A 21,297-nucleotide genomic window follows, 5' to 3' on the forward strand; every position below is an offset into this window, starting at 1 on the left:
CGTGTTCGCCATCATCCAGGCTGCTGGCTGGCCCATCTGGCCCCTGCTGTTCGCATCCATCATCGCCCTTGCCCTCATCATCGAACGTCTGGTGGCCCTGCGCCGCAGCAAGGTGGCTCCCGAAGGATTGCTGGCCCGGGTCGTCGGCGAAGTGCGCCAGGGAACCGTCAATGAAGCCGCCATCAATGCCCTGGAGCAGGGTTCGCCCCTGGGCCGGGTGCTGGCCGCCGGCCTGCGCAACGTCAAGAGCAGCCGCGAAGTGATGAAGGAATCCATCGAGGAAGCCGGCCGCGGCGTCACCCACGAGCTGGAGCGCTACCTCACCACCCTCGGCACCATCGCCTCCATCAGCCCCCTGATGGGCCTCTTCGGCACCGTCGTCGGCATGATCGAGATCTTCGGCTCCCAGGCGCCCACCGGTGCCAACCCCATGCAGCTGGCCCACGGCATTTCCATCGCCCTCTACAACACCGGCTTCGGCCTGGTGATCGCCATTCCCGCCATGATCTTCTGGCGCCACTTCCGCGCCCTGGTGGACAGCTTCGTCATCGAGATGGAGCAGCAGGCGGTGAAGCTGGTGGAAGTGGTCCACGGCGAACGTAACTGAGCGGGCGCCTGATCATGCAATTCCGTCAAGGCCGCCACCGGGAGGAGCCGGAGATCAACCTGATTCCGTTGATCGACGTGCTCCTGGTGATCATCATCTTCCTCATGCTCACCACCACCTACGCCAAGTTCTCCGGCCTGGAAATCAATCTGCCCACCGCCGATTCCTCCCAGAATCCGGAGCAGCCCCAGGAAGTCAGCGTGGCCGTCACCGCCAGCGGCCAGGTGCTGGTCAACAAGTCGCCCCTGAGCACGCCCGACGTGCCGGTCATCGCCGAGGCCCTGCGCCGGGCCGCCGGTAGCCAGAAGGACCCGGTCATCGTCATCAATGCGGACGCCAAGGCCACCCACCAGAGCGTGGTGGACGTGATGCAGGCGGCCCAGAGCGCCGGCTATCCCCGCATCTCCTTCGCCACCCAGGCGCCCCAGAAATAAGGCATGGCCCTAGGCCCGCGACTGCAGAAGTTCTGGTTTCGCGGTACCTTGCCGCGCCGGGGTGATGGCGCCCCGGCCTGGTTCGACGCCCTGCTGTTCAACCTGCTGACCCCCATCTCCTGGCTGTTCCGGGGCCTGACGGCCCTGCGCCGCCTGGCCTTCCGCCACGGCTGGCTGGGGTCGGCGCGCCTGCCGGTGCCCGTGGTGGTGGTGGGCAACATCATCGTCGGCGGTGCCGGCAAAACTCCCCTGACCCTCTATCTGGCCCGGCAGCTGCGGGCCGCCGGCTTGCGTCCGGGCATCGTCAGCCGCGGTTACGGTAGCGCCCAGGAGGGCGTGGCGGCCGTCAGCCCCGAGGCGACGCCCGCACAGGTGGGCGACGAGCCCCTGCTGCTGGCCCGGGAAAGCGGCTGTCCGGTATGGATCGGCCGGGACCGGGCGGCGGCGGCCCGGGCCCTGCTGGCGGCATCCCCCGATTGCAACCTGATCCTCTGCGACGACGGCCTGCAGCACTACCGTCTGGCCCGGGACGTGGAAATCGCCGTGTGCGACGTGCGCGGCCTGGGCAACGGCCGCCTGCTGCCGGTGGGCCCCCTGCGGGAGCCGCGGCAGCGCCTGGCCCAGGTGGATGCGGTGGTGGGCAACGGCATGGCCGCCGAACTGCTCTTCTCCGCCAAGGCGGCGACGCCGCCCCTGTTCCGCATGGACCTGCGGCCCGCATCGTTCCATGGCCTGCAGGACCCGTCCCGGCAATGCAGCGCCGCCGACCTGGCCGGCAAGCGGCTCTACGCCGTGGCCGGCATCGGCCATCCCCAGCGCTTTTTCCGCACCCTGGCCGAACTGGGTCTGACGGTGGAGGCCCGGGCCTTTCCCGACCACCACGCCTACACCGCCGCCGACCTGGCCTTCGCCCGGGACGGCGTGCTCCTTACCACCGCCAAGGATGGGGTAAAATGCGCGGCCATCTACGGGGGCGAAGCCTGGGTGTTGCCGGTGGACGCCCAGCTGACCCCCGACCTATCCGCTTTTGTTCTGGAGAAAATCAATGGACGCACGGTTGCTGGACATCCTGGTCTGCCCGGTGTGCAAGAGTAGTCTGGAGTACCGCAAGGAGCAGAAGGAACTGGTCTGCAAGCCCTGCAAGCTGGCCTTCCCGGTGCGGGACGACATTCCCATCATGCTCGAGGAAGAAGCCCGCACCCTGGGCCAGGACGAAAACTGAGCCCTGCCCGGAATTCCGCCATGCAACGCTTCAAGGTCGTCATTCCCGCCCGCTACGCTTCCTCCCGCCTGCCGGCCAAGCCCCTGCTGGACCTGGGCGGCAAGCCCATGGTGGTGCGGGTGGCGGAACGGGCGGCCCTTTCCGGCGCCGAGGAAATCTGGGTGGCGACCGACCACCGGGAGGTGGAGGCGGCCTGCCGGGCCCACGGTCTCAATGTGCTGCTGACCCGGGACGACCATCCCACCGGCACCGACCGGCTGGCCGAAGTGGTGGCCCTGCGGGGCTGGAGCGACGACACCCTGGTGGTCAATGTGCAGGGCGACGAGCCCCTCATCGAGCCGGAACTGATTTCTGTCACGGCGAACCGCCTGGCCGAGAGCGGGGCCGACATCGCCACCGTGGGCCACGGCCTGTCCGAGGCCGCCGAGTTCTTCAATCCCAATATCGTCAAGCTGGTGTGCAAGGCCGACGGCGACGCCCTGTATTTCTCCCGGGCGCCCATCCCCTACGCCCGGGACCATTTCGCCCGGGAAGGCGGCGGTGAAACCCTGCCGACGGACTTCCCCGCCTACCGCCACATCGGCCTCTACGCCTACCGGGCCGCCTTCCTCAAGGCCTACTCCGGCCTGGCCGTCTCGCCCCTGGAGCAGTTCGAATGCCTGGAGCAGCTGCGGGCCCTGTGGCACGGCTACCGCATCAGCGTGGCCATTTCCGACAGCCTGCCGGCCCCCGGCGTGGATACCCCGGAAGATGCGGTGCGCATGCGCAAATGGTTTGACCGAGAAGGAATTTCCGAGTAATTTTCGCTCCTTAAAAAGAGGGGTGAACACAACCCCAGCGGCTTCCCCAAGGCCGCCGCCAGAACAGCGCCAGACCTGTACAAAAACATAAATTCAATCAACGCACTTCTGACTGACATCACGTCATCGCACACATTCCGAGGACTCCATGCGACTGATTCTCCTCGGCGCTCCCGGCGCCGGTAAGGGCACCCAGGCCCAATTCATCCGCGAAAAATTCGGCATCCCCCAGATTTCCACCGGCGACATGCTGCGTGCCGCCGTCAAGGCCGGCACCCCCCTGGGCATCGAAGCCAAGAAGGTGATGGACGCCGGCGGCCTGGTTTCCGACGACATCATCATCGGTCTGGTGAAGGACCGCCTGCTGCAGGACGACTGCAAGGCCGGCTACCTGTTCGACGGTTTCCCCCGCACCATTCCCCAGGCCGAAGCCATGAAGGCTGCCGGCGTGGCCATCGACTTCGTGCTGGAAATCGACGTGCCCGACAGCGACATCATTTCCCGCATGAGCGGCCGTCGCGTGCATGTGGCCTCCGGCCGCACCTACCACGTCACCTTCAACCCGCCCAAGGTGGCCGGCAAGGACGACGAGACCGGTGAAGACCTGATCCAGCGCGACGACGACAAGGAAGAAACCGTCAAGAAGCGCCTGGACGTGTATCACTCCCAGACCAAGCCCCTGGTGGATTACTACGGCAAGTGGGCCGCCACCGGTGACGCCAACGCCCCCAAGTACCGCAAGATCGCCGGCGTCGGTTCCGTGGAAGACATCAAGAACGCGGCTTTCGCAGCGCTGAAGTAAGGGGAGGCGGATCACCATGGCGGTGAAAAACGCCTTCTACGCCCAGTCCGGCGGGCCCACCGCCGTGATCAACGCCTCCGCCTGCGCCGTCATCGAGACGGCGCGGGCCCATCCGGACAAAATCGGCAAGGTCTTCGCCGGGCGCAACGGCATCGTCGGCGCCCTCACCGAAGACCTGATCGACACCAGCCTGGAGTCCCCCGCGGACATCGCTCGGCTGCGCACCACCCCGGGAGCCGCCTTCGGCTCCTGCCGCTACAAGCTCAAGTCCATCGAAGAGCACCGGGCCCAGTACGAGCGTCTGATCGAGGTCTGCCGCGCCCACGACATCGGCTATTTCTTCTACAACGGCGGCAACGATTCCATGGACACCGCCTGGAAGGTTTCCCAGCTGTCCGAGAAGATGGGCCACCCGCTGATCTGCGTCGGCGTACCGAAGACGGTGGACAACGATCTGCCTCTCACCGACTGCTGCCCGGGCTTCGGCTCCGTGGCCAAGTATGTCGCCACCTCCATCCGCGAAGCGGGGCTGGACGTGGCCTCCATGGCCCGCACTTCCACCAAGATTTTCGTCCTCGAAGTCATGGGCCGCCATGCCGGCTGGATCACCGCCGCCTGCGGCCTGGCTTCCGGTGCCGGGGTCGGGACCGGCCAGCCGCCCCACATCCTGCTGTTCCCCGAAGTGCCCTTCGACGAGGCCGCCTTCCTGGCCCGGGTGCAGCAGTGCGTGGACCGCTACGACTATTGCACCATCGCCGTCTCCGAAGGCCTGAAGACGGCCGATGGCAAGTTCGTTTCCGAGCAGGGCGGCAAGGATGCCTTCGGCCATTCCCAGCTGGGCGGCGCCGGCCAGTGGATCGCCCAGCTGATCAAGGACAAGCTGGGCCACAAGTACCACTGGGCCCTGGCCGATTACCTGCAGCGGGCTGCCCGCCACATCGCCTCCAAGACCGATGCCGACCAGGCCTATGCCCTGGGCAAGGCGGCGGTGGAGCTGGCCGTGGCCGGACGCAATGCGGTGATGCCCACCGTGCAGCGCCTCGCCGACGCGCCCTACCGCTGGGAAGTGGGCGTGGCCGAACTGAAGGACGTGGCTAATGTGGAGCGCAAGATGCCGGCGGATTTCATCAGCGCCGACGGCTTCCACATCACCGACAAGTGCCGTGCCTACCTGGCGCCCCTGATCGAAGGGGAGGACTATCCGCCCTACCGGCACGGCCTGCCCGATTACGTCAGTCTGAAGAATATTGCCGTGCCCCGGCAGCTGGGAGAGTTCAAGGTGTAAGACCCAGCATCGCCCGGCGCGGCAGGAAAGGTTTGTTTCTCTGTAGCAAACCGGACCGTAAGGACGGACCATCGCCCGAACGGCCTGAGCTTTACCACTATCTAGGAGGGAGTTCATGTCATCAGGTCTGTTGTTAGCGCTAGTGTGTGCGGTGCTGGCGGTGCTTTACGGCGCCATCTCCAGCAAGTGGATCCTCGGCCTGCCCGCCGGTAACGAGCGGATGCAGGAAATCGCCAAGGCCATCCAGCAGGGGGCATCCGCCTATCTCAACCGGCAATACACCACCATCGGCATCGTCGGTGCGGTGCTGTTCGTCGTCATCGGCATTTTCCTCGCCTGGAGCACCGCCATCGGCTTCCTCATCGGTGCCGTGCTCTCCGGTGCCACCGGCTTCATCGGTATGAACGTCTCGGTGCGGGCCAACGTGCGCACCGCCGAGGCAGCCCGGGGCGGCATCGCCCCGGCCCTGGACGTGGCCTTCAAGGGCGGCGCCATCACCGGCATGCTGGTGGTGGGCCTGGCGCTCCTGGGGGTGGCCGGCTACTACGCCATCCTCAAGGCCGGCGCCGCGCCTGGCACCGACATCTACCACATCGTCGAGCCCCTGGTGGGCCTGGCCTTCGGCGGCTCCCTCATCTCCATTTTCGCCCGTCTCGGTGGCGGCATTTTCACCAAGGGCGCCGACGTGGGGGCCGACCTGGTGGGCAAGGTGGAAGCCGGCATTCCGGAGGATGACCCGCGCAACCCCGCCGTGATCGCCGACAACGTGGGCGACAACGTGGGCGACTGCGCCGGCATGGCGGCCGACCTGTTCGAGACCTACGCCGTGACCGTGGTGGCCACCATGGTGCTGAGCGCCCTCATGCTCAAGGGCGTGCCGGCGGCCAATGACAACCTGGTGGTGTATCCCCTGGCCCTGGGTGGCGTCTCCATCATCGCCTCCATCATCGGCTGCTTCTTCGTCAAGACCACGGAAGGTGGCAAGATCATGGCCGCCCTCTACCGCGGCCTGGCGGTGGCCGGCGTGCTGGCCCTGATCGCCTTCTATCCCATCACCACCTGGATGCTGCCGGAGGGCGTGCCCCTGGCGGACGGCAAGGTCATCGGCGTCAATGCCATCTTCGGCGCCTCCGTCGTCGGCCTGGTGCTGACCGCCGTGCTGGTGTGGATCACCGAGTACTACACGGGCACCGACTATGCGCCGGTGAAGCACGTGGCCTCGGCCTCCCAGACTGGCCATGCAACCAACATCATTGCCGGCCTGGGCGTCTCCATGAAGTCCACCGCCTGGCCGGTGCTGGCCGTGTGTCTGGCCATCCTGGTGGCCCACCATCTGGCCGGGCTCTACGGCATCGCCATCGCCGCCACCTCCATGCTCTCCATGACCGGCATCGTCGTCGCCCTGGACGCCTACGGCCCCATCACGGACAACGCCGGCGGCATCGCCGAAATGGCCGAGCTGCCCGACTCCGTGCGCGGCGTCACCGATCCCCTGGATGCGGTGGGCAACACCACCAAGGCCGTGACCAAGGGCTACGCCATCGGCTCCGCCGGCCTGGCCGCCCTGGTGCTGTTCGCCGACTACACCCACGCCCTGGAGTCGGCCGGCCAGTCCCTCAAGTTCGACCTCTCCGACCCCCTGGTGATCGTCGGCCTCTTCATCGGCGGCCTGATCCCCTACCTCTTCGCCGCCATGGCCATGGAGGCCGTGGGCCGGGCTGCCGGTTCGGTGGTGGAGGAGGTGCGGCGCCAGTTCCGCGAAGTGAAGGGCATCATGGAAGGCACGGCCAAGCCCGATTACTCCCGGGCGGTGGACATGCTGACCAAGTCCGCCATCAAGGAAATGATCCTGCCTTCCATCCTGCCGGTGCTGGTGCCGGTGCTGGTGGGACTGTTCCTCGGGCCCAAGGCCCTGGGCGGGGTGCTCATGGGCACCATCGTCACCGGTCTCTTCGTCGCCATCTCCATGACCACCGGCGGCGGCGCCTGGGACAATGCCAAGAAGTACATCGAGGACGGCCACTTCGGCGGCAAGGGTTCCGACGCCCACAAGGCGGCGGTGACCGGCGACACCGTGGGCGACCCCTACAAGGACACCGCCGGCCCGGCGGTGAATCCTCTGATCAAGATCATCAACATCGTGGCCCTGCTGATCGTGCCCCTGGTGGTGAAACTGATGGCCTGAGGCTTTCCTCCGGCAAGCAAAAGGCGGCTGCGGCCGCCTTTTTTCATGGCCGTGCCGGCGGCGGGCTAGCGGCCGCCGGCCACGTCCAGGATGGCGCCGGTGGTGTAGGAGGCTTCCTCCGACAGCAGCCAGAGAATGGCCTTGGCCACTTCCTCCGGCGTGCCGCCCCGCTGCATGGGAATGCCAGTACGCAGCCGTTCCACCCGGCCCGGCTCGCCGCCACTGGCATGGATGTCGGTGTCGATGAGGCCGGGAGCCACCGCATTGACGCGGATGCCTTCCGCCGCCACCTCCCGGGCCAGACCCAGGGTGAGGGTGTCGATGGCGGCCTTGGAGGCGGCGTAGTCCACGTATTCCCCGGCCGCGCCCAGGCGGGCGGCGCGGGAGGAGAGATTGACGATGGCGCCGCCGTGGCCGCCATGGCGGGTGGACAGGCGGCGCACCGCTTCCCGGCAGCAGAGGAAGGTGCCGATCACGTTGGTGGCGAAGATGCGCTGCAGGCGATCCCCGTCCATGTCCTCGACCCGGGTCTGGTGCTCCAGGATGCCGGCGTTGTTGACCAGGGCCGTGAGGGGGCCGAACCGCTGTTCCGCCGCGGTGAAGAGGGCCCGGATTTCCTCTTCACGGCTGATGTCGGCCTGGAAAGCCAATATCGGCGCGCCTTCCCGGCCACTATCCCGGCCGCTTTCCCGGGTCACTTCCGCCACCAGCTGTTTCGCCGCCGCCGTATCCTGGCGGTAGCTGAAGCACACCGCGTAGCCGGACCGGGCCGCCAGGCGCACGGTGGCGGCACCGATGCCGCGGGAACCGCCGGTGATGAGGAGGGTCTTGTGCATGGGCTGACTCCTTGTGTCATGGGGCGGCCGTCGCCCCGCCGGCCCAGCTTAGCGGGCCGGGCCGGCGGCGTCCATGGCTGTTTCCCCGGGAGGCGGGTCTGTGGCAGCATGCCTCCTCCGCCACGCCCGACTGCCGCCATGAGCCCTGTCTTTCATACCGCCCGCGCCGACATTCCCGCCTACCGCACCAAGGACGGCTCGGAAATCCGCGAGCTGATGCATCCCGACGTCCACGGCAACCGCCTGCAGAGCCTGGCCGAGGCCACGGTGCCGCCGGGAACGCGCACCCTGCTGCACCGGCACCGCCTGAGCGAGGAGCTGTACCACGTCACCGCCGGCCACGGCGTCATGACCCTGGGGGAGCGGCGTTTCCTCATCGCCGTCGGCGATACCGTGCATATCGCCCCGGGCACCGCCCATGCCCTGGAGAACAGCGGCGACCAGCCCCTGGTGGTGCTGTGTGCCTGCAGCCCGGCCTACCGCCACGACGATACGGAACTGCTGGAAGCGGAAGCGGGGAGCGGCGTCTGACCATGGCCTTCGATTTCGATACCCCGGTGGAGCGCCGGGGCAGCGACAGCTTCAAGTGGGGCCGCTACGCCGGCCGGGACGTGCTGCCCCTGTGGGTGGCCGACATGGATTTCGCGGCACCGCCGGCGGTGCTGGAAGTCCTGCGGCAGCGGGTGGATCACGGCGTCTTCGGTTACGGCGGGGCCACGCCCGAGGTGACCGGGAGCGTGCTTCAGGCCCTGGACCGGGATTACGGCTGGCAGGTGCAGGCCGAGTGGCTGGTGTGGCTGCCCGGCCTGGTCACCGGTCTCAACGTGGCCTGCCGGGGGCTGGCGGGGCCGGGGGAGACGGTGCTCTCGGCAGTGCCCGTCTATCCGCCCTTCCTCTCCGCTCCGGCCCTGTCGGAGCGGCGCCTGGCCACGGTGCCGCTGCACTGCCAGGAGGGGCGCTGGTGCTGGGACTTCGCTGCCCTGGAAGCGGCGCTGCAGGCCGATCCCCGGCCGTCCCTGCTGCTCCTCTGCCATCCCCACAATCCGGTGGGCCGGGCCTGGAGCCGGAGCGAACTGGAGACGGTGGCAGAGCTGTGCGGGCGTTACGACGTGCTGGTCTGCTCCGACGAAATCCACGCCGACCTGCAACTGGAACCCTGCGCCCGCCACCTGCCTTTCGCCTGCCTCGACGCCGAAGCCGCCCGGCGCAGCGTCACCCTCATGGCGCCCTCCAAGACCTACAACATCCCGGGGCTGTCCTGCGCCTTCGCGGTGATTCCCGACAGCACCATCCGTCGCCGCTTCACCCGGGCCATGGCGGGCATCGTGCCCCACGTCAATGTACTGGGACTGGCCGCCTGCGGTGCCGCCTACGCCCACGGCGAGCCGTGGCGCGAGGCCCTGCTGGCCTATCTGCGGCAGAACCGGGAACGGGTGGTACAGGCGGTGGCCGGCTGGCCGGGGCTGGAGATGGTGGCGCCGGAAGCCACCTATCTGGCCTGGATCGACGCGCGGCAGAGCGGCCTGGAGGAGCCGGCCCGGGCTTTCGAGGCCGCCGGCGTGGGGCTGTCGGATGGCCGGGAGTTTGGCGCTCCCGGTTTTGTCCGTCTCAATTTCGGCTGCCCCGGGACCACCCTGGAGGCAGCCCTGGAGCGCATGGGGCGGCTGCTCAGGCCTTGAGGGCAGGGTTGAGGCTGTAGGTGCCGGTCAGCTGGGCCTGGGCCAGGATGTGTCCCTCCATGGCCTGACGCAGGTCGGCGCCGCTGAAGCGGCCCGTCACCGGCAGCTGTTCCACGTCCAGGGCGTAGATGGTGAATACGTAGCGGTGCCGCAGGGCATCGTTCCAGGGCGGGCAGGGGCCATCGTAGCCGTAGTAGTCGCCGCTCATGTCGCCGTCGCCGGCGAACCAGCCGGTGTAGTCGTTGATGCCGTGGCGGCTGCCTTCCAGGCTGGCGGGGCCGGGCTTGCCCCGGGGTGTCACTTCGCTGCAGAACTCGCCGGCCCGAATTTCCCGGCGCATGGCGGAGATGTCCGTCAGCACCCAATGGAAGAAATCCACCCGGGGCAGGTCGGCCGGCACGCTGCGGCCTTCCTGGTTCACGTCGTCGCCTGAGGACGGCACGTCGGGGTCGTGGCAAATGAGGGCGAAGGAGCGGGTGCCGATGGGCACGTCGCTCCAGCGGAGGTGGGGGTTGTGGTTACCCCCGAGGCAAACGTGGTGCTGGGCGTGGGGGATACAGAAGGCGAATTCCCCGGGAATCGGCTGGCCGTCGCTGAAGCTCTTGCTTTCCAGTTTCACGTTGCACTCCTCCTTGAAAAGTGCCGGTCGTCGGACTATTCCGCGGCCCGGCGTTTGAAGTCCCTCATTCTAAAGCCAAGTGCATAAAGGGTGGCGAAGTAGGCGAATATGCCGCCGGCCACCAGGGCTCCCAGATGCAACAGGCGTTGCAGGGTGGAATAGAGCAGCCAGTCTGCCTCCCGGCCCATGCCCAGCCACAGGGCGGCGCCGAGCACCGCCAGGGCCGCCAGCAGCTTCAGCAGGAACGGCAGCCAGCCCGCCTGGGGCCGGTAGATGTCGTGCCGGCGCAGGCCCTGATAAAGCAGGAAGGCGTTGAGGCAGGCGGCCAGACCGATGGAAAGGGCCAGGCCGGCATGACCCAGGTCGAGGAGGACGACGAAGAGCAGGTTCATGGCCTGGGTGGCGCAGAGGGAGGCCAGGGCGATCTTCACCGGGGTGCGGATGTTCTGCCGGGCGTAGAAGCCGGGCGCCAGGACCTTGACCAGGATCAGGCCGGTGAGGCCCACGGCGTAGGCCGCCAGGGCGTCCCGGGTGTGGAACACGTCGGCGCCGGTGAAGGCGCCGTGGTGGAAGAGGGTGGCGATCAGGGGCACGCCCAGGATGGCCAGGGCCAGGGCCGCCGGCAGGGTCAGCAGCAGGCACAGACGCAGGCCCCAGTCGAGCAGGCGGGCATAGTCCTCACCCTTGCCGTCGGCGTGGTACTTGGCCAGGGAGGGCAGGAGGATGGTGCCGAGGGCGGCGCCCAGCAGGCCGGAGGGGAATTCCATGAGCCGGTCGGCGTAGTAGAGCCAGGAGACGGAGCCGCTCTGCAGGAAGGAGGCGAACACGGTGTTGATGAGCAGGCTCACCTGGCTGACCGAGACGCCCAGCACCGCCGGGGCCATCAGGCGCAGGATGCGGCGCACCCCCTCGTCCTTCCAGTCGAAGCGGAAGCGGGGCAGCATGCCGATGCGGCGCAGGGCCGGCAGTTGCAGCCCCAGTTGCAGCACGCCGCCGACAAAGACGGCCCAGCCCAGCACCAGGGCCGGCTGGTCGAACCAGGGCGTGGCGAAGAGGGCCAGGGCGATGAAGCTGACATTGAGCAGTACCGGCGTGAAGGCCGGCAGGGCAAAGCGGCTCCAGGTGTTGAGGATGCCCCCCGACAGGGCCACCAGGGACATGAACAATATGTAGGGGAAGGTGATGCGGGTCAGGGTCACCGTCAGTTCGAACTTTTCCGCCTCGGCGGCAAAGCCGGGGGCGGAGATGTAGACCAGGATGGGGGCGCCGGCAACGCCGAGGGCGGTGACCAGGGTCAGGATAAGGAAGAGCAGGGTGGCGACCCGGTCTACCAGGTGGCGGGCCTCTTCCTCGCCGCGGCGATTCTTGTATTCCCCCAGGATGGGGACGAAGGCCTGGGAGAAGGCCCCCTCGGCAAAGAGGCGGCGCAGCAGGTTGGGCAGCTTGAAGGCGACGAAGAAGGCGTCGGTGGCCAGGCCGGCGCCGAAGGCCCGGGCGATGACGAAGTCCCGGACGAAGCCGAGCAGGCGGGAGAGCAGGGTCATGCCGCTGACGGTGACCAGGGCGCGAAGCAGATTCATAGACGGGAAGCGTGGGGCCGGGGTGCCGGCGGCGTGGCGAAGGCGCTATATTAGCCCGTCCCCGGGCCGCGGGCGGGGCGAAAAGGTCAATTGCATGTAGTGCTTGCCTTTTTTCTGGCGAACCGGTAAACTCGCGCCCTTTCGATTAACCCCCGTTTTCAGGAAGAATTCATGGCCAACAGCGCTCAAGCCCGCAAACGCGCGCGCCAGTCCGAGAAGCAACGCGCTCACAATGCCAGCCTGCGCTCCACGCTGCGTACGGCTATCAAGCGCGTCCAGAAGGCCGTTCTGGCCGGCGACAAGGCTGCCGCACAAACCGTATTCCAGCAATCCGTCGCCGTTCTGGACCGTATTGCCGACAAGAAAATCATCCACAAGAACAAGGCCTCCCGTCACAAGAGCCGCCTGTCCGCTGCGATCAAGGCCCTGGCTGCCTGATCTCCCGGTCTCCGGATGAAAAAAACGGCACCTGCGGGTGCCGTTTTTGTTTTCTGGCTCCCGGGGAGCCGGTATTCGTGGTCTTGCTGGTGTCGGGTGTGGTGTAAGCGTGCTTCGGCGGCGGGATGCCGGCCGATATCGGAGCGTCAGTTGTGGGGGCGTTCGGCGCCTTCGACGACCTGCAGTTCGTTGTCGTTGGCAAAGTTGAGCATGAACTTGTAGGCCATGGGTTCGAGGCGGCCCAGTTGGGCGTCCACGAACACGGCTTTTTCGCCCTGAAAGGTACAGGGGCCGACGAAGGGGGAGTATTTCATCTTCTTTTCGGCGCCAAAGGCAGACATGACGCCGCACAGGCGTTCAGCCCAGTCGCTGGGGCGAAATTTTCGCCCCTCCCGGGTCAGGCCGACAATGATGAAGTTGGGGGCTGCGTCTGTTGTCATGTCTCCACGTATTCTTATCGACTCGCCGGTGCCTTGTGGGTGCCGGTCGGGGTGGTGTGGATGTCGGGATGATGTCCGACTGCATCGGCGGGGAGGCTCCTCCGTGCGCCGCGAAGCATTCTAGCAGAAATGCCGCATTCGTCGTCGCTGGCGGCGGGCGGATTTTCCCGGGAACGGGTGTCGGCGGGTTTTGTTTTCGAGAATGTTCAATGAAATTATGGTGGTGCGTTGCATAGTTAAATGTCTGTGCATATACTGCATCCCATCCCATCCCATTGAATTAAAGGGGGTCGTCGTGACGCCCGTCTTTTTCACCAAGTTCAGTTTCCGCATCCGCACCCGTACCGGTGCGGTGGTGGATCATCTGACCATTCAGGGACGCGATGAGGGTGAAGCCCAGCGCAAGCTGCGCCAGATGTACCGGGACTGCGAGGTGCTGGAGGCCCGCCGTCTGGCGGTGACCGGCCGGGCCGGGGCCAGCTTCGAGGAGGTGGTGGATTTGCTGTCCGGTTGAGCGGACGGTATTCCGGTAACGAGGGGCGCTGCGGCGCCCTTTTGCATTTCAGAGGAAGTCGCTGCCCCGCAGTTCGTCATGCAGGGCCAGGTAGTCCTGGGCGCCGTTGCTGGCAAAGGCGTGGGTGAACACGTCCTGGTTGAGGGAGGGGCTTTCGGCGACCGCCACGTTCTCGGAGATGGCGGTGCGGCAGACCTCGTCGCCGAAGGCGGCACAGAGGCGCTGGCGGATGTCCTCGCTCATGCGCCGGCGCCTGTCGAAACGGGTGAGCACGTAGCGCCGCGCCACGCGCCGCTTCAGCACCGGCTCCAGGATGTCCAGGGTGCGGGCCATGTGGAAGGCGGCCTGGAGCGAGAGGAAGTCGGTGGAGACGGGGATCAGCACCCGTTCCACGGCAAAGATGGCGTTGAGGGCCAGGACGCCCACGTAGGGGCAGCAGTCGATCAGGGTGACCCGTTCGCCCTTGCTCTCTTCCAGGTGGTTGAGTCCCAGGCGCAGCTTGTTGAGGATGGTGGGGCCCTTGCCGTAGATGGAGTCCACCTTGATCAGCTGCTGGTGCGAGGGGATCAGGGTGCCGATCTCCGGCCAGGGCAGTTCCAGGTCGCCCAGGGGGCGGTTGTCCTGGTAGAAGGAATAGAGGGTGTGCTCCACCTGGTTGGGGGCGCCGCCGTGGATGCTGGAGAGGTGTCCCTGGGGGTCCAGGTCCAGGAGCAGGGGCGGGCGGTTGTGGCGGATGCTGGCGGCGGCAAGGTTGAGGGTGGTGGTCGTCTTGCCGACGCCGCCTTTCTGGTTGAAGATCGCCAGCCGGGGCATGTTGGAGTCCTGTTCGGTCTAGGTTTTACGGCACTCTCGGGCCGGGTGTCGCCTATACAAGGCGGCGTTTTTCGCTTAGTATTCAACCTTTAGCAACCCCGTATTTCTGGGCTTTTCACTACAGCACAGCACCGGGTACGGGGGCGCCACGGCGGCGGCACTGGCCGCCGTTTGTCATTCTCGCGCCCCTCGCCCGTCACTTCAAGGCAAGGTCATGCCCCACCTGATGAATACCTACGCCCGCCTGCCGGTGGCTTTCAGCCATGGCGAGGGGAACCGGATCTACGATACCGACGGCAAGTGTTATCTGGACGCCCTGTCTGGCATCGCCGTCAATACCCTGGGTCACAACCATCCCAAGCTGGTCAATGCCATCGCCAGCCAGGCGGCTCGGGTGCTGCACACCTCCAATCTATACCGGATTCCCCTGCAGGAGGAGCTTGCCGATCGTCTGGCCGGGCTTTCCCGCATGGAAGAGGTCTTTTTCTGCAACTCCGGTTGCGAAGCCAACGAGGCCGCCATCAAGCTGGCCCGCTTCTTCGGCCATCAGAAGGGCGTCGATGCGCCGGTCATCATCGTCATGGAAAAGGCCTTCCACGGCCGCACCCTGGCGACCCTGTCGGCCACCGGCAACCGCAAGGCCCAGGCCGGCTTCGAGCCCCTGGTCTCCGGTTTCGTGCGGGTGCCGTACAACGACCTGGACGCCATCCGCGCCGCCGCCGAGCTGAATCCCAATGTAGTGGCCGTGCTGCTGGAAATGGTGCAGGGCGAAGGCGGCATCCATGTGGCCGATCCGGAATTCCAGCGCGGCCTGCGCAGCTTGTGCGACGAGAAGGACTGGCTCCTGATGTGCGACGAAGTGCAGTGCGGCATGGGCCGTACCGGCACCTGGTTCGGCTTCCAGCATGCCGGCATCCTGCCCGACGTGGCCACCCTGGCCAAAGGCCTGGGCTCCGGTGTGCCCATCGGCGCCTGCATGACCGCGGGCAAGGCTGCCGGCCTGTTCAAGCCGGGCAACCACGGCTCCACCTTCGGCGGCAATCCGCTGGCCTGTGCCGCGGCCCTGACCACCATCGCCTGCATCGAGGAAGAAAAGCTGCGGGAAAACGCCGTGGCCCAGGGCGAGGCCATCCGTCGCGGGCTCAGCGAAGCCCTGGCCGGTGTCAGTGGCCTGGTGGAGATTCGCGGTAAGGGCCTGATGCTGGGCATCGAGTTGGACCGCCCCTGCGGCGAACTGGTGGCCAAAGGCCTGGAGGCTGGCCTGCTGATCAACGTCACCGCCGAGAAGGTGGTGCGCCTGTTGCCTGCATTGACTTTCAGCGTGGCGGATACCCAGGAGCTGGTGCAGCGCCTGGCCGCCCTGATCAAGGAGTTCCTGACGGCCTGAGGCAGTCGGGGAGGGGAGACCACTATGTCGTCAATCAAGCATTTTCTGCAGTTCAAGGATTTCACCCGGGAAGAGTTCGACTACCTGTTCGCGCGCACCCGCTGGATCAAGGACCAGTTCAAGAACTACAAGCAGTACTGGCCCCTGACCGATCGCACCCTGGTGATGATTTTCGAGAAGGCCAGCACCCGTACCCGCCTCTCCTTCGAGGCCGGCATGCAGCAGCTGGGCGGTTCCGCCATCTACCTCAACACCCGCGATTCCCAGCTGGGCCGCGGCGAACCGGTGGAGGATGCGGCCCAGGTCATCTCCCGCATGAGCGACATCGTCATGATCCGCACCTTCGAGCAGGAGATCATCGAGCGCTTCGCTGCCAACTCCCGGGTGCCGGTGATCAACGGCCTGACCAACGAATACCACCCGTGCCAGATCATGGCCGACATCTTCACCTACATCGAGCACCGGGGCCCCATCCAGGGCAAGACCGTGGCCTGGATCGGCGATTCCAACAACGTCTGCAACACCTGGCTGCAGGCGGCCGAAGTGCTGGATTTCAACGTCCACGTCTCCACGCCTCCGGGCTACGAGGTGGAAGCGGAGCGGGCGGGCCTCTACGGCACCGCCAATTTCGAGCAATTTAGCGATCCCATGGAAGCGGCCAAGGGGGCCGACATCGTCACCACCGACGTGTGGACCTCCATGGGTTTCGAAGCTGAAAACGAGGAACGCCTGAAGGACTTCGCCGACTGGCAGGTCGATGGCGACATGATGCGTATCGCCAAGTCCGACGCCATTTTCCTCCATTGCCTGCCGGCCCACCGTGGCGAGGAAGTGACCGCCGAAGTGATCGACGGTCCCCAGTCCGCAGTCTGGGATGAGGCGGAGAACCGGCTGCACACCCAGAAGGCCCTGATGGAGTATCTGCTCCTGGGCCGCGTCAATTCTTAATCTTTGCAGGGAAGCATCATGAGCGACATCAAGAAAGTGGTTCTCGCCTACTCCGGCGGCCTCGACACCTCCGTCATCCTCAAGTGGCTGCAGGATACCTACCAGTGCGAAGTGGTGACCTTCACCGCCGACCTGGGCCAGGGCGAGGAACTGGAACCGGCCCGCACCAAGGCCCTGAAGTTCGGCATCAAGCCCGAGAACATCTTCATCGACGATCTGCGCGAAGAGTTCGTGCGCGACTTCGTCTTCCCCATGTTCCGCGCCAACACCGTCTATGAAGGCGAGTACCTGCTGGGCACCTCCATCGCCCGCCCCCTGATCGCCAAGCGCCTGATCGAGATCACCAACCTGACCGGTGCCGATGCCATCTCCCACGGCGCCACCGGCAAGGGCAACGACCAGGTGCGCTTCGAGCTGGGCGCCTACGCCCTCAAGCCCGGCGTCAAGGTCATCGCCCCCTGGCGCGAATGGGACTTGCTGTCCCGCGAGAAGCTGCTGGCCTATGCCGAGCAGCATGGCATCCCCGTCGAGATGAAGCACAAGCAGGGCGGTTCTCCCTACTCCATGGACGCCAACCTGCTGCACATCTCCTACGAAGGCCGTCACCTGGAGAACCCCGCCGCCGAGGCCGAAGAAGACATGTGGCGCTGGACCGTCTCCCCGGAGAACGCTCCCGATGCCGCCGAATACCTGGATCTGGAATTCGTCCAGGGCGACCTGGTGGCCATCAACGGCCAGAAGATGAAGGCCCACGAACTGCTGGCCAAGCTCAACGAGCTGGGTGGCAAGCACGGCATCGGCCGCCTGGACCTGGTGGAAAACCGCTACGTCGGCATGAAGTCCCGCGGCTGCTATGAAACCCCGGGGGGCACCATCCTGCTGCGCGCCCACCGCGCCATCGAATCCATCACCCTGGACCGGGAAGTCGCCCACCTCAAGGACGACCTCATGCCCCGCTACGCCAGCCTGGTGTACAACGGCTACTGGTGGGCGCCCGAGCGCAAGGCCCTGCAGACCCTGATCGACCACACCCAGCAGACCGTGAACGGTACCGTGCGCCTCAAGCTGTACAAGGGCAACGTCATCGTCGTGGGCCGCGATTCCAAGACCGACTCCCTGTTCGATCCGACCATCGCCACCTTCGAGGACGATGCCGGCGCCTACGACCAGAAGGATGCGGGCGGCTTCATCAAGCTCAACGCCCTGCGCATGCGCATCGCCGCCAACCTCAAGGCACGCAAGGGTTAAGCGGAGGGTTTGGTGGAAAGCACCCTCTTCGGCTTTACGGAAGCCCAGATCTCCGAATTCGGCGTCACTTTCGGGATCGGGGCTTTCATCCTCTACATGCTGTTCATCATCGGCGAGCTGGCCTACAAGTCCAAGGCCGGCAAGGTCGGTACCTTCGTCCTGTTTTTCGTGCTGTCTCTGGGGATGCTCGGCTTCATCTCCAAGACCTTCATCCAGAAATTGTGGGGAATCTGATGTCTCAATTCGATAATGTTTCCGTGGTCAAGGCTGCCAACGTCTACTTCGACGGCAAGTGCGTCAGCCACACCGTGATTTTTGCCGACGGCTCCAAGAAGACCGTGGGCGTGATCCTGCCCGCCAGCCTGACCTTCAACACCGGCGCTCCCGAAGTCATGGAAACCGTGGCCGGTGCCTGCCGCTATCGCCTCAAGGGCGAGACGGAATGGAAGACTTCCGGTGCCGGTGAGTCCTTCAACGTGCCGGGCAATTCCAGCTTCGACATCGAAGTGACCGGCGAGCCCTACCACTACGTCTGCTACTTCGGTTAAGCGAGGACCGTCATGCCGTCTTTCGATTTTTCCTCTGAAGTGGACATGGTGGCGCTGAAGAACGCCGTCGATGCCACCGGCAAGAAGATCGTCGGCCGCCACGACTTCAAGGGCACCACCGCCAAGGTGGAGCTCAACGAGAAGGACAAGGTCATCACGGTCTACGGCGACTCCGACTTCCAGCTCGACCAGATCAAGACCATTCTCTTTCCCGAAATGGAAAAGAAGGAGCCGGACTGCGTCAAGCGCCTGGACCAGCAGGCCGTGCAGAAGGTCTCCGGCGACAAGGTGAAGCAGGACCTGAAGATCAAGATCGGCATCGAGAGCGAGCTGGCGAAGAAGATCGTCAAGCTGGTGAAGGACTCCAAGCTCAAGGTGCAGGCTGCCATCCAGGGCGACACGGTGCGCGTCACCGGCGCCAAGCGCGATGTGCTGCAGGAAACCATTGCCCTGGTGAAGAAGTCCATTACCGACTTCCCCATCAAGTACGGCAATTTCCGCGACTGAACCGGCGTTCTCCGCCTGCATGAAAAACGGCGCCCGCGGGCGCCGTTTTCTTTTGCCGTAGTCCTGTCAGCGGCGCAGGTTGGCGATCCAGGCCCCGTACAGGCGGTCGGCCAGCTGCCGCATGGCGGGCAGGCGCCATTCGATTTCGGCCACCATCTGCTCGGGCGTCTGGCCGGCAGGATGCCGGGCGGCGGCCCGGGCTTCGTCCGCCCAGTCGCTGCTCCAGGTAGCGATCAGCTCCGGCGTCATTTCCACATGGCACTGCATGGCCAGGTGGGGCCCCAGGGCGAACATCTGGTTGGCGCAGAAATCGTTGGTGAGCAGGCGCACGGCCTGGGGCGGCAGGGAGAAGGTTTCGCCGTGCCACTGGAAAACGGTGACTTCGCCCCCCAGGCCGTTGAACCAGTGGCCGGGAATTTCACCCTCCTCGATGCGGGCCGTGCCCCAGCCGATTTCCTTGATTGGATTAGGCGTCACCTGGCCGCCCAGGGCTTTGGCCATGAGCTGGCCGCCGAGGCAGTGCCCCAGTACCGGGATGCCGGCAGCGACGGCGCTGCGGATCAGGGCGCAGGTATGGTCGATCCAGGGCAGGGGGTCGTTCACACTCATGGGGCCACCCATGAAACAGAGGCCGGCATAGGCCTCCGGCGAGGCCGGCACGGGGGCGCCGGCATCCACGGGAATCAGCTCCCAGTCGATGCCGTGGCCTTCCAGGAATGTGGCAAAATAGCCCGGACCTTCTGTCGGAGTATGGCGAAAAATGGCAACGGGACGCATGGCAGGGAAATGGGGCGGAAGGATGGCGACGGGGCATTCTAGTCTGGGCTGGCTGTCATGCCTATGTCTTTTGCAGGCAGCGCCCCTGCAGGCTGTCGAAGTCGGCATTGCCGGCGTCTTCCCCAACAAGGCCCTGCTGGTCATCGACGGCGCCCCGCCCAAGGGCGTGGCCGTGGGCCAGAAGACGGAGCAGGGCGTGAAGCTGGTGGCGGTGGAGGACGGTGCCGCCATCATCGAGGTGGACGGCAAGCGGCGCACCCTGCGGGTGGGCCAGAGCGTCGTCTCCCAGCAATCTTCCGACCGCACCCCCACCCTGACCCTGTCTTCCGATGCCAGCGGCCATTTCTACGCCACCGGCAACATCAACGGCGGCACCATCCGCTTCCTGGTGGACACGGGTGCTACTATGGTTTCCATCGGCGCGTCCGATGCCCGCCGTCTGGGCCTCGACCTGCGCAATGCCCAGGTCGGTTATACCCAGACAGCCAACGGCACGGCGCGGGTGTATAAGGTACTTCTGTCCACCGTGCGCATCGGCGACGTCACCCTGACCGATGTGGATGGCCTGGTGCACGAGAGCGACATGCCCATCGCCCTGCTCGGCATGAGTTTTCTCAACCGCATGGAAATGCAGCGGGACGGGCAGCGCATGATTCTAAAAAAACGTTATTGATTCCCCCTGGAGGAACCCCCAATGCCCCAACGTGATCAGGAAATCGCCCTGCTGCGCGAAGAACTGGAACTGCTCATGGGCGAGCGTCACTTGCTGCTGCAGATCGTCGGTGCCGCCGCCAGCCTCATCGCCGGCCTGGACAGCAAGCGCCTGCCGGTCGGCGCCGTGGAGGCCGCCGATCTGGTGGCGACCCACATCAACCGCCTGCCGGAAGAAACCCTGCAGGACGCCCTGCAGGCCGTCAGTGCCGAGATCGAGGAAAGCGGTGCTGAAACCCATTGACGGTCCGGCCGGCGTGGTGGACCTGGAGCGCCTCCGTGCCAGCCTTTCCGCCGAACCCCTGGCGGCCCCGCCGATCCTGGAAGACGGCATCGGCAACGAAACCCTGACGCCGGCTGCCGTCCTCTTTCCCATCGTGCTGCGGGAAAGCCATCCCACGGTGCTGCTGACCCAGCGCACCTCCCACCTGCGGGACCATGGCGGCCAGGTCAGCTTTCCCGGCGGCCGGGTGGAGGAGGTGGACCAGTCCCCCATCCACACCGCCCTGCGGGAGACCGAGGAAGAGATCGGCATGTCCCCGGAACTGGTGGAAGTGCTCGGCTACCTGCCGGAGTACCGCACCAGCACTGGCTTTCGCGTCACCCCGGTGGTGGGCCTGGTGCGCCCGCCCTTCACCCTGCGGCCCGACCCCTTCGAGGTGGCCGAAGTTTTCGAAGTACCCCTGGCCTTCCTCCTGGACCCGGCCAATCGCCAGCGCCACTCCCGGGAGTGGCGGGGGCGGCTGCGCCACTATTTCGCCATGCCCTATGGCGACTACTTCATCTGGGGCGCCACCGCCGGCATGATCGTCTCCCTGGCCGACCGTCTCGGCTACCCGGCGACACCGCTGTAGGATGCCCGCCGCTCCCGGCTGTCATCTGCAGGCCGGGGCGAAATGTGTTATCTTGGACCTTCT

27 protein-coding genes are annotated in these 21,297 nt (G+C 66.0%); 21 read left to right on the plus strand and 6 right to left on the minus strand.

Features of this window, described 5'->3' with window-relative positions; translation table 11 throughout:
• The first annotated feature begins 1 nt into the window (after position 1).
• The 8 genes from AZSP09_RS00415 to AZSP09_RS00450 all read left to right on the plus strand — a co-directional run bounded on the left by AZSP09_RS00415 (position 2) and on the right by AZSP09_RS00450 (position 7,335).
• Positions 2-607 (plus strand): MotA/TolQ/ExbB proton channel family protein, encoded by a 606-nt coding sequence (locus AZSP09_RS00415; RefSeq protein WP_014238279.1) that lies wholly within the window; start codon positions 2-4, stop codon positions 605-607.
• A 14-nt stretch (positions 608-621) separates the two neighbouring features.
• Positions 622-1,041, plus strand: coding sequence for an ExbD/TolR family protein (locus AZSP09_RS00420; RefSeq protein WP_014238278.1), 420 nt, complete (start codon positions 622-624; stop codon positions 1,039-1,041).
• Between the two features lie 3 nt (positions 1,042-1,044).
• The gene (gene lpxK, locus AZSP09_RS00425) at positions 1,045-2,136 is read left to right on the plus strand and encodes a tetraacyldisaccharide 4'-kinase (protein ID WP_172974661.1); all 1,092 of its coding nucleotides are present in this window, start codon (positions 1,045-1,047) and stop codon (positions 2,134-2,136) included.
• Entirely contained in the window at positions 2,087-2,263 is a 177-nt protein-coding gene (locus tag AZSP09_RS00430; RefSeq protein WP_014238276.1) for a Trm112 family protein, read from the plus strand. Before lpxK ends, AZSP09_RS00430 begins: the two co-directional genes overlap by 50 nt.
• Before the next feature lie 20 nt (positions 2,264-2,283).
• A complete protein-coding gene (gene kdsB / locus AZSP09_RS00435) occupies positions 2,284-3,063 on the plus strand; it encodes a 3-deoxy-manno-octulosonate cytidylyltransferase (protein ID WP_152088837.1) in 780 nt (259 codons plus the stop codon).
• A 148-nt stretch (positions 3,064-3,211) separates the two neighbouring features.
• Positions 3,212-3,865 (plus strand): adenylate kinase, encoded by a 654-nt coding sequence (adk, locus tag AZSP09_RS00440; RefSeq protein ID WP_152088838.1) that lies wholly within the window; start codon positions 3,212-3,214, stop codon positions 3,863-3,865.
• Positions 3,866-3,881: 16 nt separating this feature from the next.
• Positions 3,882-5,150: a 6-phosphofructokinase gene (locus AZSP09_RS00445; RefSeq protein WP_152088839.1), complete on the plus strand. Its 1,269-nt coding sequence runs from the start codon at positions 3,882-3,884 to the stop codon at positions 5,148-5,150.
• Positions 5,151-5,265: 115 nt separating this feature from the next.
• Positions 5,266-7,335: a sodium-translocating pyrophosphatase gene (locus AZSP09_RS00450; RefSeq protein ID WP_152088840.1), complete on the plus strand. Its 2,070-nt coding sequence runs from the start codon at positions 5,266-5,268 to the stop codon at positions 7,333-7,335.
• Between the two features lie 65 nt (positions 7,336-7,400).
• On the opposite strand, the gene AZSP09_RS00455 is transcribed toward AZSP09_RS00450, so the two are convergent.
• Positions 7,401-8,171 (minus strand): SDR family oxidoreductase, encoded by a 771-nt coding sequence (locus AZSP09_RS00455; protein ID WP_152088841.1) that lies wholly within the window; start codon positions 8,169-8,171, stop codon positions 7,401-7,403.
• A gap of 138 nt (positions 8,172-8,309) precedes the next feature.
• Between AZSP09_RS00455 and AZSP09_RS00460 the strand changes: the two genes are divergently transcribed.
• Together AZSP09_RS00460 and AZSP09_RS00465 are read left to right on the plus strand one after the other, a co-directional pair.
• On the plus strand, positions 8,310-8,702 hold the full coding sequence (locus tag AZSP09_RS00460) for a cupin domain-containing protein (protein WP_152088842.1): 393 nt from the start codon (positions 8,310-8,312) through the stop codon (positions 8,700-8,702).
• A gap of 2 nt (positions 8,703-8,704) precedes the next feature.
• A complete protein-coding gene (locus tag AZSP09_RS00465) occupies positions 8,705-9,850 on the plus strand; it encodes a MalY/PatB family protein (protein ID WP_152088843.1) in 1,146 nt (381 codons plus the stop codon).
• Here the strand turns inward: AZSP09_RS00465 and AZSP09_RS00470 are convergent.
• Both AZSP09_RS00470 and murJ read right to left on the minus strand, forming a co-directional pair.
• Positions 9,840-10,469 carry a YbhB/YbcL family Raf kinase inhibitor-like protein gene (locus tag AZSP09_RS00470; protein ID WP_152088844.1) on the minus strand — a complete coding sequence of 210 codons (630 nt, stop codon included), beginning with the start codon at positions 10,467-10,469 and terminating at the stop codon, positions 9,840-9,842. The two genes, AZSP09_RS00465 and AZSP09_RS00470, sit on opposite strands and share 11 nt — an antisense overlap.
• Positions 10,470-10,504: 35 nt before the next feature.
• A complete protein-coding gene (gene murJ, locus AZSP09_RS00475; RefSeq protein ID WP_152088845.1) occupies positions 10,505-12,049 on the minus strand; it encodes a murein biosynthesis integral membrane protein MurJ in 1,545 nt (514 codons plus the stop codon).
• A 171-nt stretch (positions 12,050-12,220) separates the two neighbouring features.
• Between murJ and rpsT the strand changes: the two genes are divergently transcribed.
• Complete coding sequence (gene rpsT, locus AZSP09_RS00480; RefSeq protein ID WP_014238266.1) at positions 12,221-12,487, plus strand: 30S ribosomal protein S20; 267 nt, start codon at positions 12,221-12,223, stop codon at positions 12,485-12,487.
• A 146-nt stretch (positions 12,488-12,633) separates the two neighbouring features.
• On the opposite strand, the gene AZSP09_RS00485 is transcribed toward rpsT, so the two are convergent.
• Positions 12,634-12,927, minus strand: a complete 294-nt coding sequence (locus tag AZSP09_RS00485) for a DUF3579 domain-containing protein (RefSeq protein ID WP_014238265.1) — start codon at positions 12,925-12,927, stop codon at positions 12,634-12,636.
• A 295-nt stretch (positions 12,928-13,222) separates the two neighbouring features.
• On the opposite strand from AZSP09_RS00485, the gene AZSP09_RS00490 reads away from it, so the two are divergent.
• Positions 13,223-13,441, plus strand: coding sequence for a hypothetical protein (locus tag AZSP09_RS00490; RefSeq protein WP_014238264.1), 219 nt, complete (start codon positions 13,223-13,225; stop codon positions 13,439-13,441).
• 48 nt (positions 13,442-13,489) lie between these two features.
• On the opposite strand, the gene AZSP09_RS00495 is transcribed toward AZSP09_RS00490, so the two are convergent.
• Complete coding sequence (locus AZSP09_RS00495) at positions 13,490-14,254, minus strand: ParA family protein (RefSeq protein ID WP_152088846.1); 765 nt, start codon at positions 14,252-14,254, stop codon at positions 13,490-13,492.
• 214 nt (positions 14,255-14,468) lie between these two features.
• On the opposite strand from AZSP09_RS00495, the gene AZSP09_RS00500 reads away from it, so the two are divergent.
• The 6 genes from AZSP09_RS00500 to AZSP09_RS00525 are packed head-to-tail and all read left to right on the plus strand — an operon-like array spanning position 14,469 to position 18,892.
• A complete protein-coding gene (locus tag AZSP09_RS00500) occupies positions 14,469-15,641 on the plus strand; it encodes an aspartate aminotransferase family protein (RefSeq protein ID WP_152088847.1) in 1,173 nt (390 codons plus the stop codon).
• Between the two features lie 24 nt (positions 15,642-15,665).
• Entirely contained in the window at positions 15,666-16,589 is a 924-nt protein-coding gene (gene argF, locus AZSP09_RS00505; protein ID WP_014238261.1) for an ornithine carbamoyltransferase, read from the plus strand.
• Between the two features lie 18 nt (positions 16,590-16,607).
• A complete protein-coding gene (locus tag AZSP09_RS00510; RefSeq protein WP_130458878.1) occupies positions 16,608-17,837 on the plus strand; it encodes an argininosuccinate synthase in 1,230 nt (409 codons plus the stop codon).
• A gap of 12 nt (positions 17,838-17,849) precedes the next feature.
• Positions 17,850-18,071 carry a DUF2788 domain-containing protein gene (locus AZSP09_RS00515; protein WP_014238259.1) on the plus strand — a complete coding sequence of 74 codons (222 nt, stop codon included), beginning with the start codon at positions 17,850-17,852 and terminating at the stop codon, positions 18,069-18,071.
• Entirely contained in the window at positions 18,071-18,385 is a 315-nt protein-coding gene (gene ppnP / locus AZSP09_RS00520) for a pyrimidine/purine nucleoside phosphorylase (RefSeq protein WP_014238258.1), read from the plus strand. The genes AZSP09_RS00515 and ppnP overlap by 1 nt, the downstream gene beginning before the upstream one ends.
• Positions 18,386-18,397: 12 nt before the next feature.
• A complete protein-coding gene (locus tag AZSP09_RS00525) occupies positions 18,398-18,892 on the plus strand; it encodes a YajQ family cyclic di-GMP-binding protein (protein WP_130458877.1) in 495 nt (164 codons plus the stop codon).
• Positions 18,893-18,958: 66 nt separating this feature from the next.
• On the opposite strand, the gene AZSP09_RS00530 is transcribed toward AZSP09_RS00525, so the two are convergent.
• Complete coding sequence (locus AZSP09_RS00530) at positions 18,959-19,669, minus strand: type 1 glutamine amidotransferase (RefSeq protein WP_152088848.1); 711 nt, start codon at positions 19,667-19,669, stop codon at positions 18,959-18,961.
• 70 nt (positions 19,670-19,739) lie between these two features.
• Between AZSP09_RS00530 and AZSP09_RS00535 the strand changes: the two genes are divergently transcribed.
• The 3 genes from AZSP09_RS00535 to AZSP09_RS00545 are packed head-to-tail and all read left to right on the plus strand — an operon-like array spanning position 19,740 to position 21,234.
• Positions 19,740-20,342 carry a retropepsin-like aspartic protease family protein gene (locus AZSP09_RS00535; RefSeq protein WP_232058826.1) on the plus strand — a complete coding sequence of 201 codons (603 nt, stop codon included), beginning with the start codon at positions 19,740-19,742 and terminating at the stop codon, positions 20,340-20,342.
• A gap of 21 nt (positions 20,343-20,363) precedes the next feature.
• A complete protein-coding gene (locus AZSP09_RS00540) occupies positions 20,364-20,624 on the plus strand; it encodes a hypothetical protein (protein WP_014238254.1) in 261 nt (86 codons plus the stop codon).
• Positions 20,608-21,234: a CoA pyrophosphatase gene (locus AZSP09_RS00545; protein ID WP_014238253.1), complete on the plus strand. Its 627-nt coding sequence runs from the start codon at positions 20,608-20,610 to the stop codon at positions 21,232-21,234. Before AZSP09_RS00540 ends, AZSP09_RS00545 begins: the two co-directional genes overlap by 17 nt.
• The last annotated feature ends 63 nt before the right edge of the window (positions 21,235-21,297 follow it).

The sequence above is a fragment of the Azospira sp. I09 genome, from assembly GCF_009177135.1.
Lineage (GTDB): Bacteria > Pseudomonadota > Gammaproteobacteria > Burkholderiales > Rhodocyclaceae > Azospira > Azospira oryzae.

What these genes read in the sequence shown, in the direction of transcription:
- argF (WP_014238261.1), top strand. Translation starts at nt 15,666, where the DNA reads ATGTCGTCAATCAAGCATTTTCTGCAGTTCAAGGATTTCACCCGGGAA.
- AZSP09_RS00500 (WP_152088847.1), top strand. Translation starts at nt 14,469, where the DNA reads ATGCCCCACCTGATGAATACCTACGCCCGCCTGCCGGTGGCTTTCAGC.
- AZSP09_RS00525 (WP_130458877.1), top strand. Translation starts at nt 18,398, where the DNA reads ATGCCGTCTTTCGATTTTTCCTCTGAAGTGGACATGGTGGCGCTGAAG.
- AZSP09_RS00485 (WP_014238265.1), bottom strand. Translation starts at nt 12,927, where the DNA reads ATGACAACAGACGCAGCCCCCAACTTCATCATTGTCGGCCTGACCCGG.
- adk (WP_152088838.1), top strand. Translation starts at nt 3,212, where the DNA reads ATGCGACTGATTCTCCTCGGCGCTCCCGGCGCCGGTAAGGGCACCCAG.
- AZSP09_RS00530 (WP_152088848.1), bottom strand. Translation starts at nt 19,669, where the DNA reads ATGCGTCCCGTTGCCATTTTTCGCCATACTCCGACAGAAGGTCCGGGC.
- AZSP09_RS00450 (WP_152088840.1), top strand. Translation starts at nt 5,266, where the DNA reads ATGTCATCAGGTCTGTTGTTAGCGCTAGTGTGTGCGGTGCTGGCGGTG.
- AZSP09_RS00460 (WP_152088842.1), top strand. Translation starts at nt 8,310, where the DNA reads ATGAGCCCTGTCTTTCATACCGCCCGCGCCGACATTCCCGCCTACCGC.
- AZSP09_RS00540 (WP_014238254.1), top strand. Translation starts at nt 20,364, where the DNA reads ATGCCCCAACGTGATCAGGAAATCGCCCTGCTGCGCGAAGAACTGGAA.
- kdsB (WP_152088837.1), top strand. Translation starts at nt 2,284, where the DNA reads ATGCAACGCTTCAAGGTCGTCATTCCCGCCCGCTACGCTTCCTCCCGC.
- AZSP09_RS00445 (WP_152088839.1), top strand. Translation starts at nt 3,882, where the DNA reads ATGGCGGTGAAAAACGCCTTCTACGCCCAGTCCGGCGGGCCCACCGCC.
- AZSP09_RS00455 (WP_152088841.1), bottom strand. Translation starts at nt 8,171, where the DNA reads ATGCACAAGACCCTCCTCATCACCGGCGGTTCCCGCGGCATCGGTGCC.
- rpsT (WP_014238266.1), top strand. Translation starts at nt 12,221, where the DNA reads ATGGCCAACAGCGCTCAAGCCCGCAAACGCGCGCGCCAGTCCGAGAAG.
- AZSP09_RS00495 (WP_152088846.1), bottom strand. Translation starts at nt 14,254, where the DNA reads ATGCCCCGGCTGGCGATCTTCAACCAGAAAGGCGGCGTCGGCAAGACG.
- AZSP09_RS00430 (WP_014238276.1), top strand. Translation starts at nt 2,087, where the DNA reads ATGGACGCACGGTTGCTGGACATCCTGGTCTGCCCGGTGTGCAAGAGT.
- lpxK (WP_172974661.1), top strand. Translation starts at nt 1,045, where the DNA reads ATGGCCCTAGGCCCGCGACTGCAGAAGTTCTGGTTTCGCGGTACCTTG.
- AZSP09_RS00420 (WP_014238278.1), top strand. Translation starts at nt 622, where the DNA reads ATGCAATTCCGTCAAGGCCGCCACCGGGAGGAGCCGGAGATCAACCTG.
- AZSP09_RS00510 (WP_130458878.1), top strand. Translation starts at nt 16,608, where the DNA reads ATGAGCGACATCAAGAAAGTGGTTCTCGCCTACTCCGGCGGCCTCGAC.
- AZSP09_RS00465 (WP_152088843.1), top strand. Translation starts at nt 8,705, where the DNA reads ATGGCCTTCGATTTCGATACCCCGGTGGAGCGCCGGGGCAGCGACAGC.
- murJ (WP_152088845.1), bottom strand. Translation starts at nt 12,049, where the DNA reads ATGAATCTGCTTCGCGCCCTGGTCACCGTCAGCGGCATGACCCTGCTC.
- ppnP (WP_014238258.1), top strand. Translation starts at nt 18,071, where the DNA reads ATGTCTCAATTCGATAATGTTTCCGTGGTCAAGGCTGCCAACGTCTAC.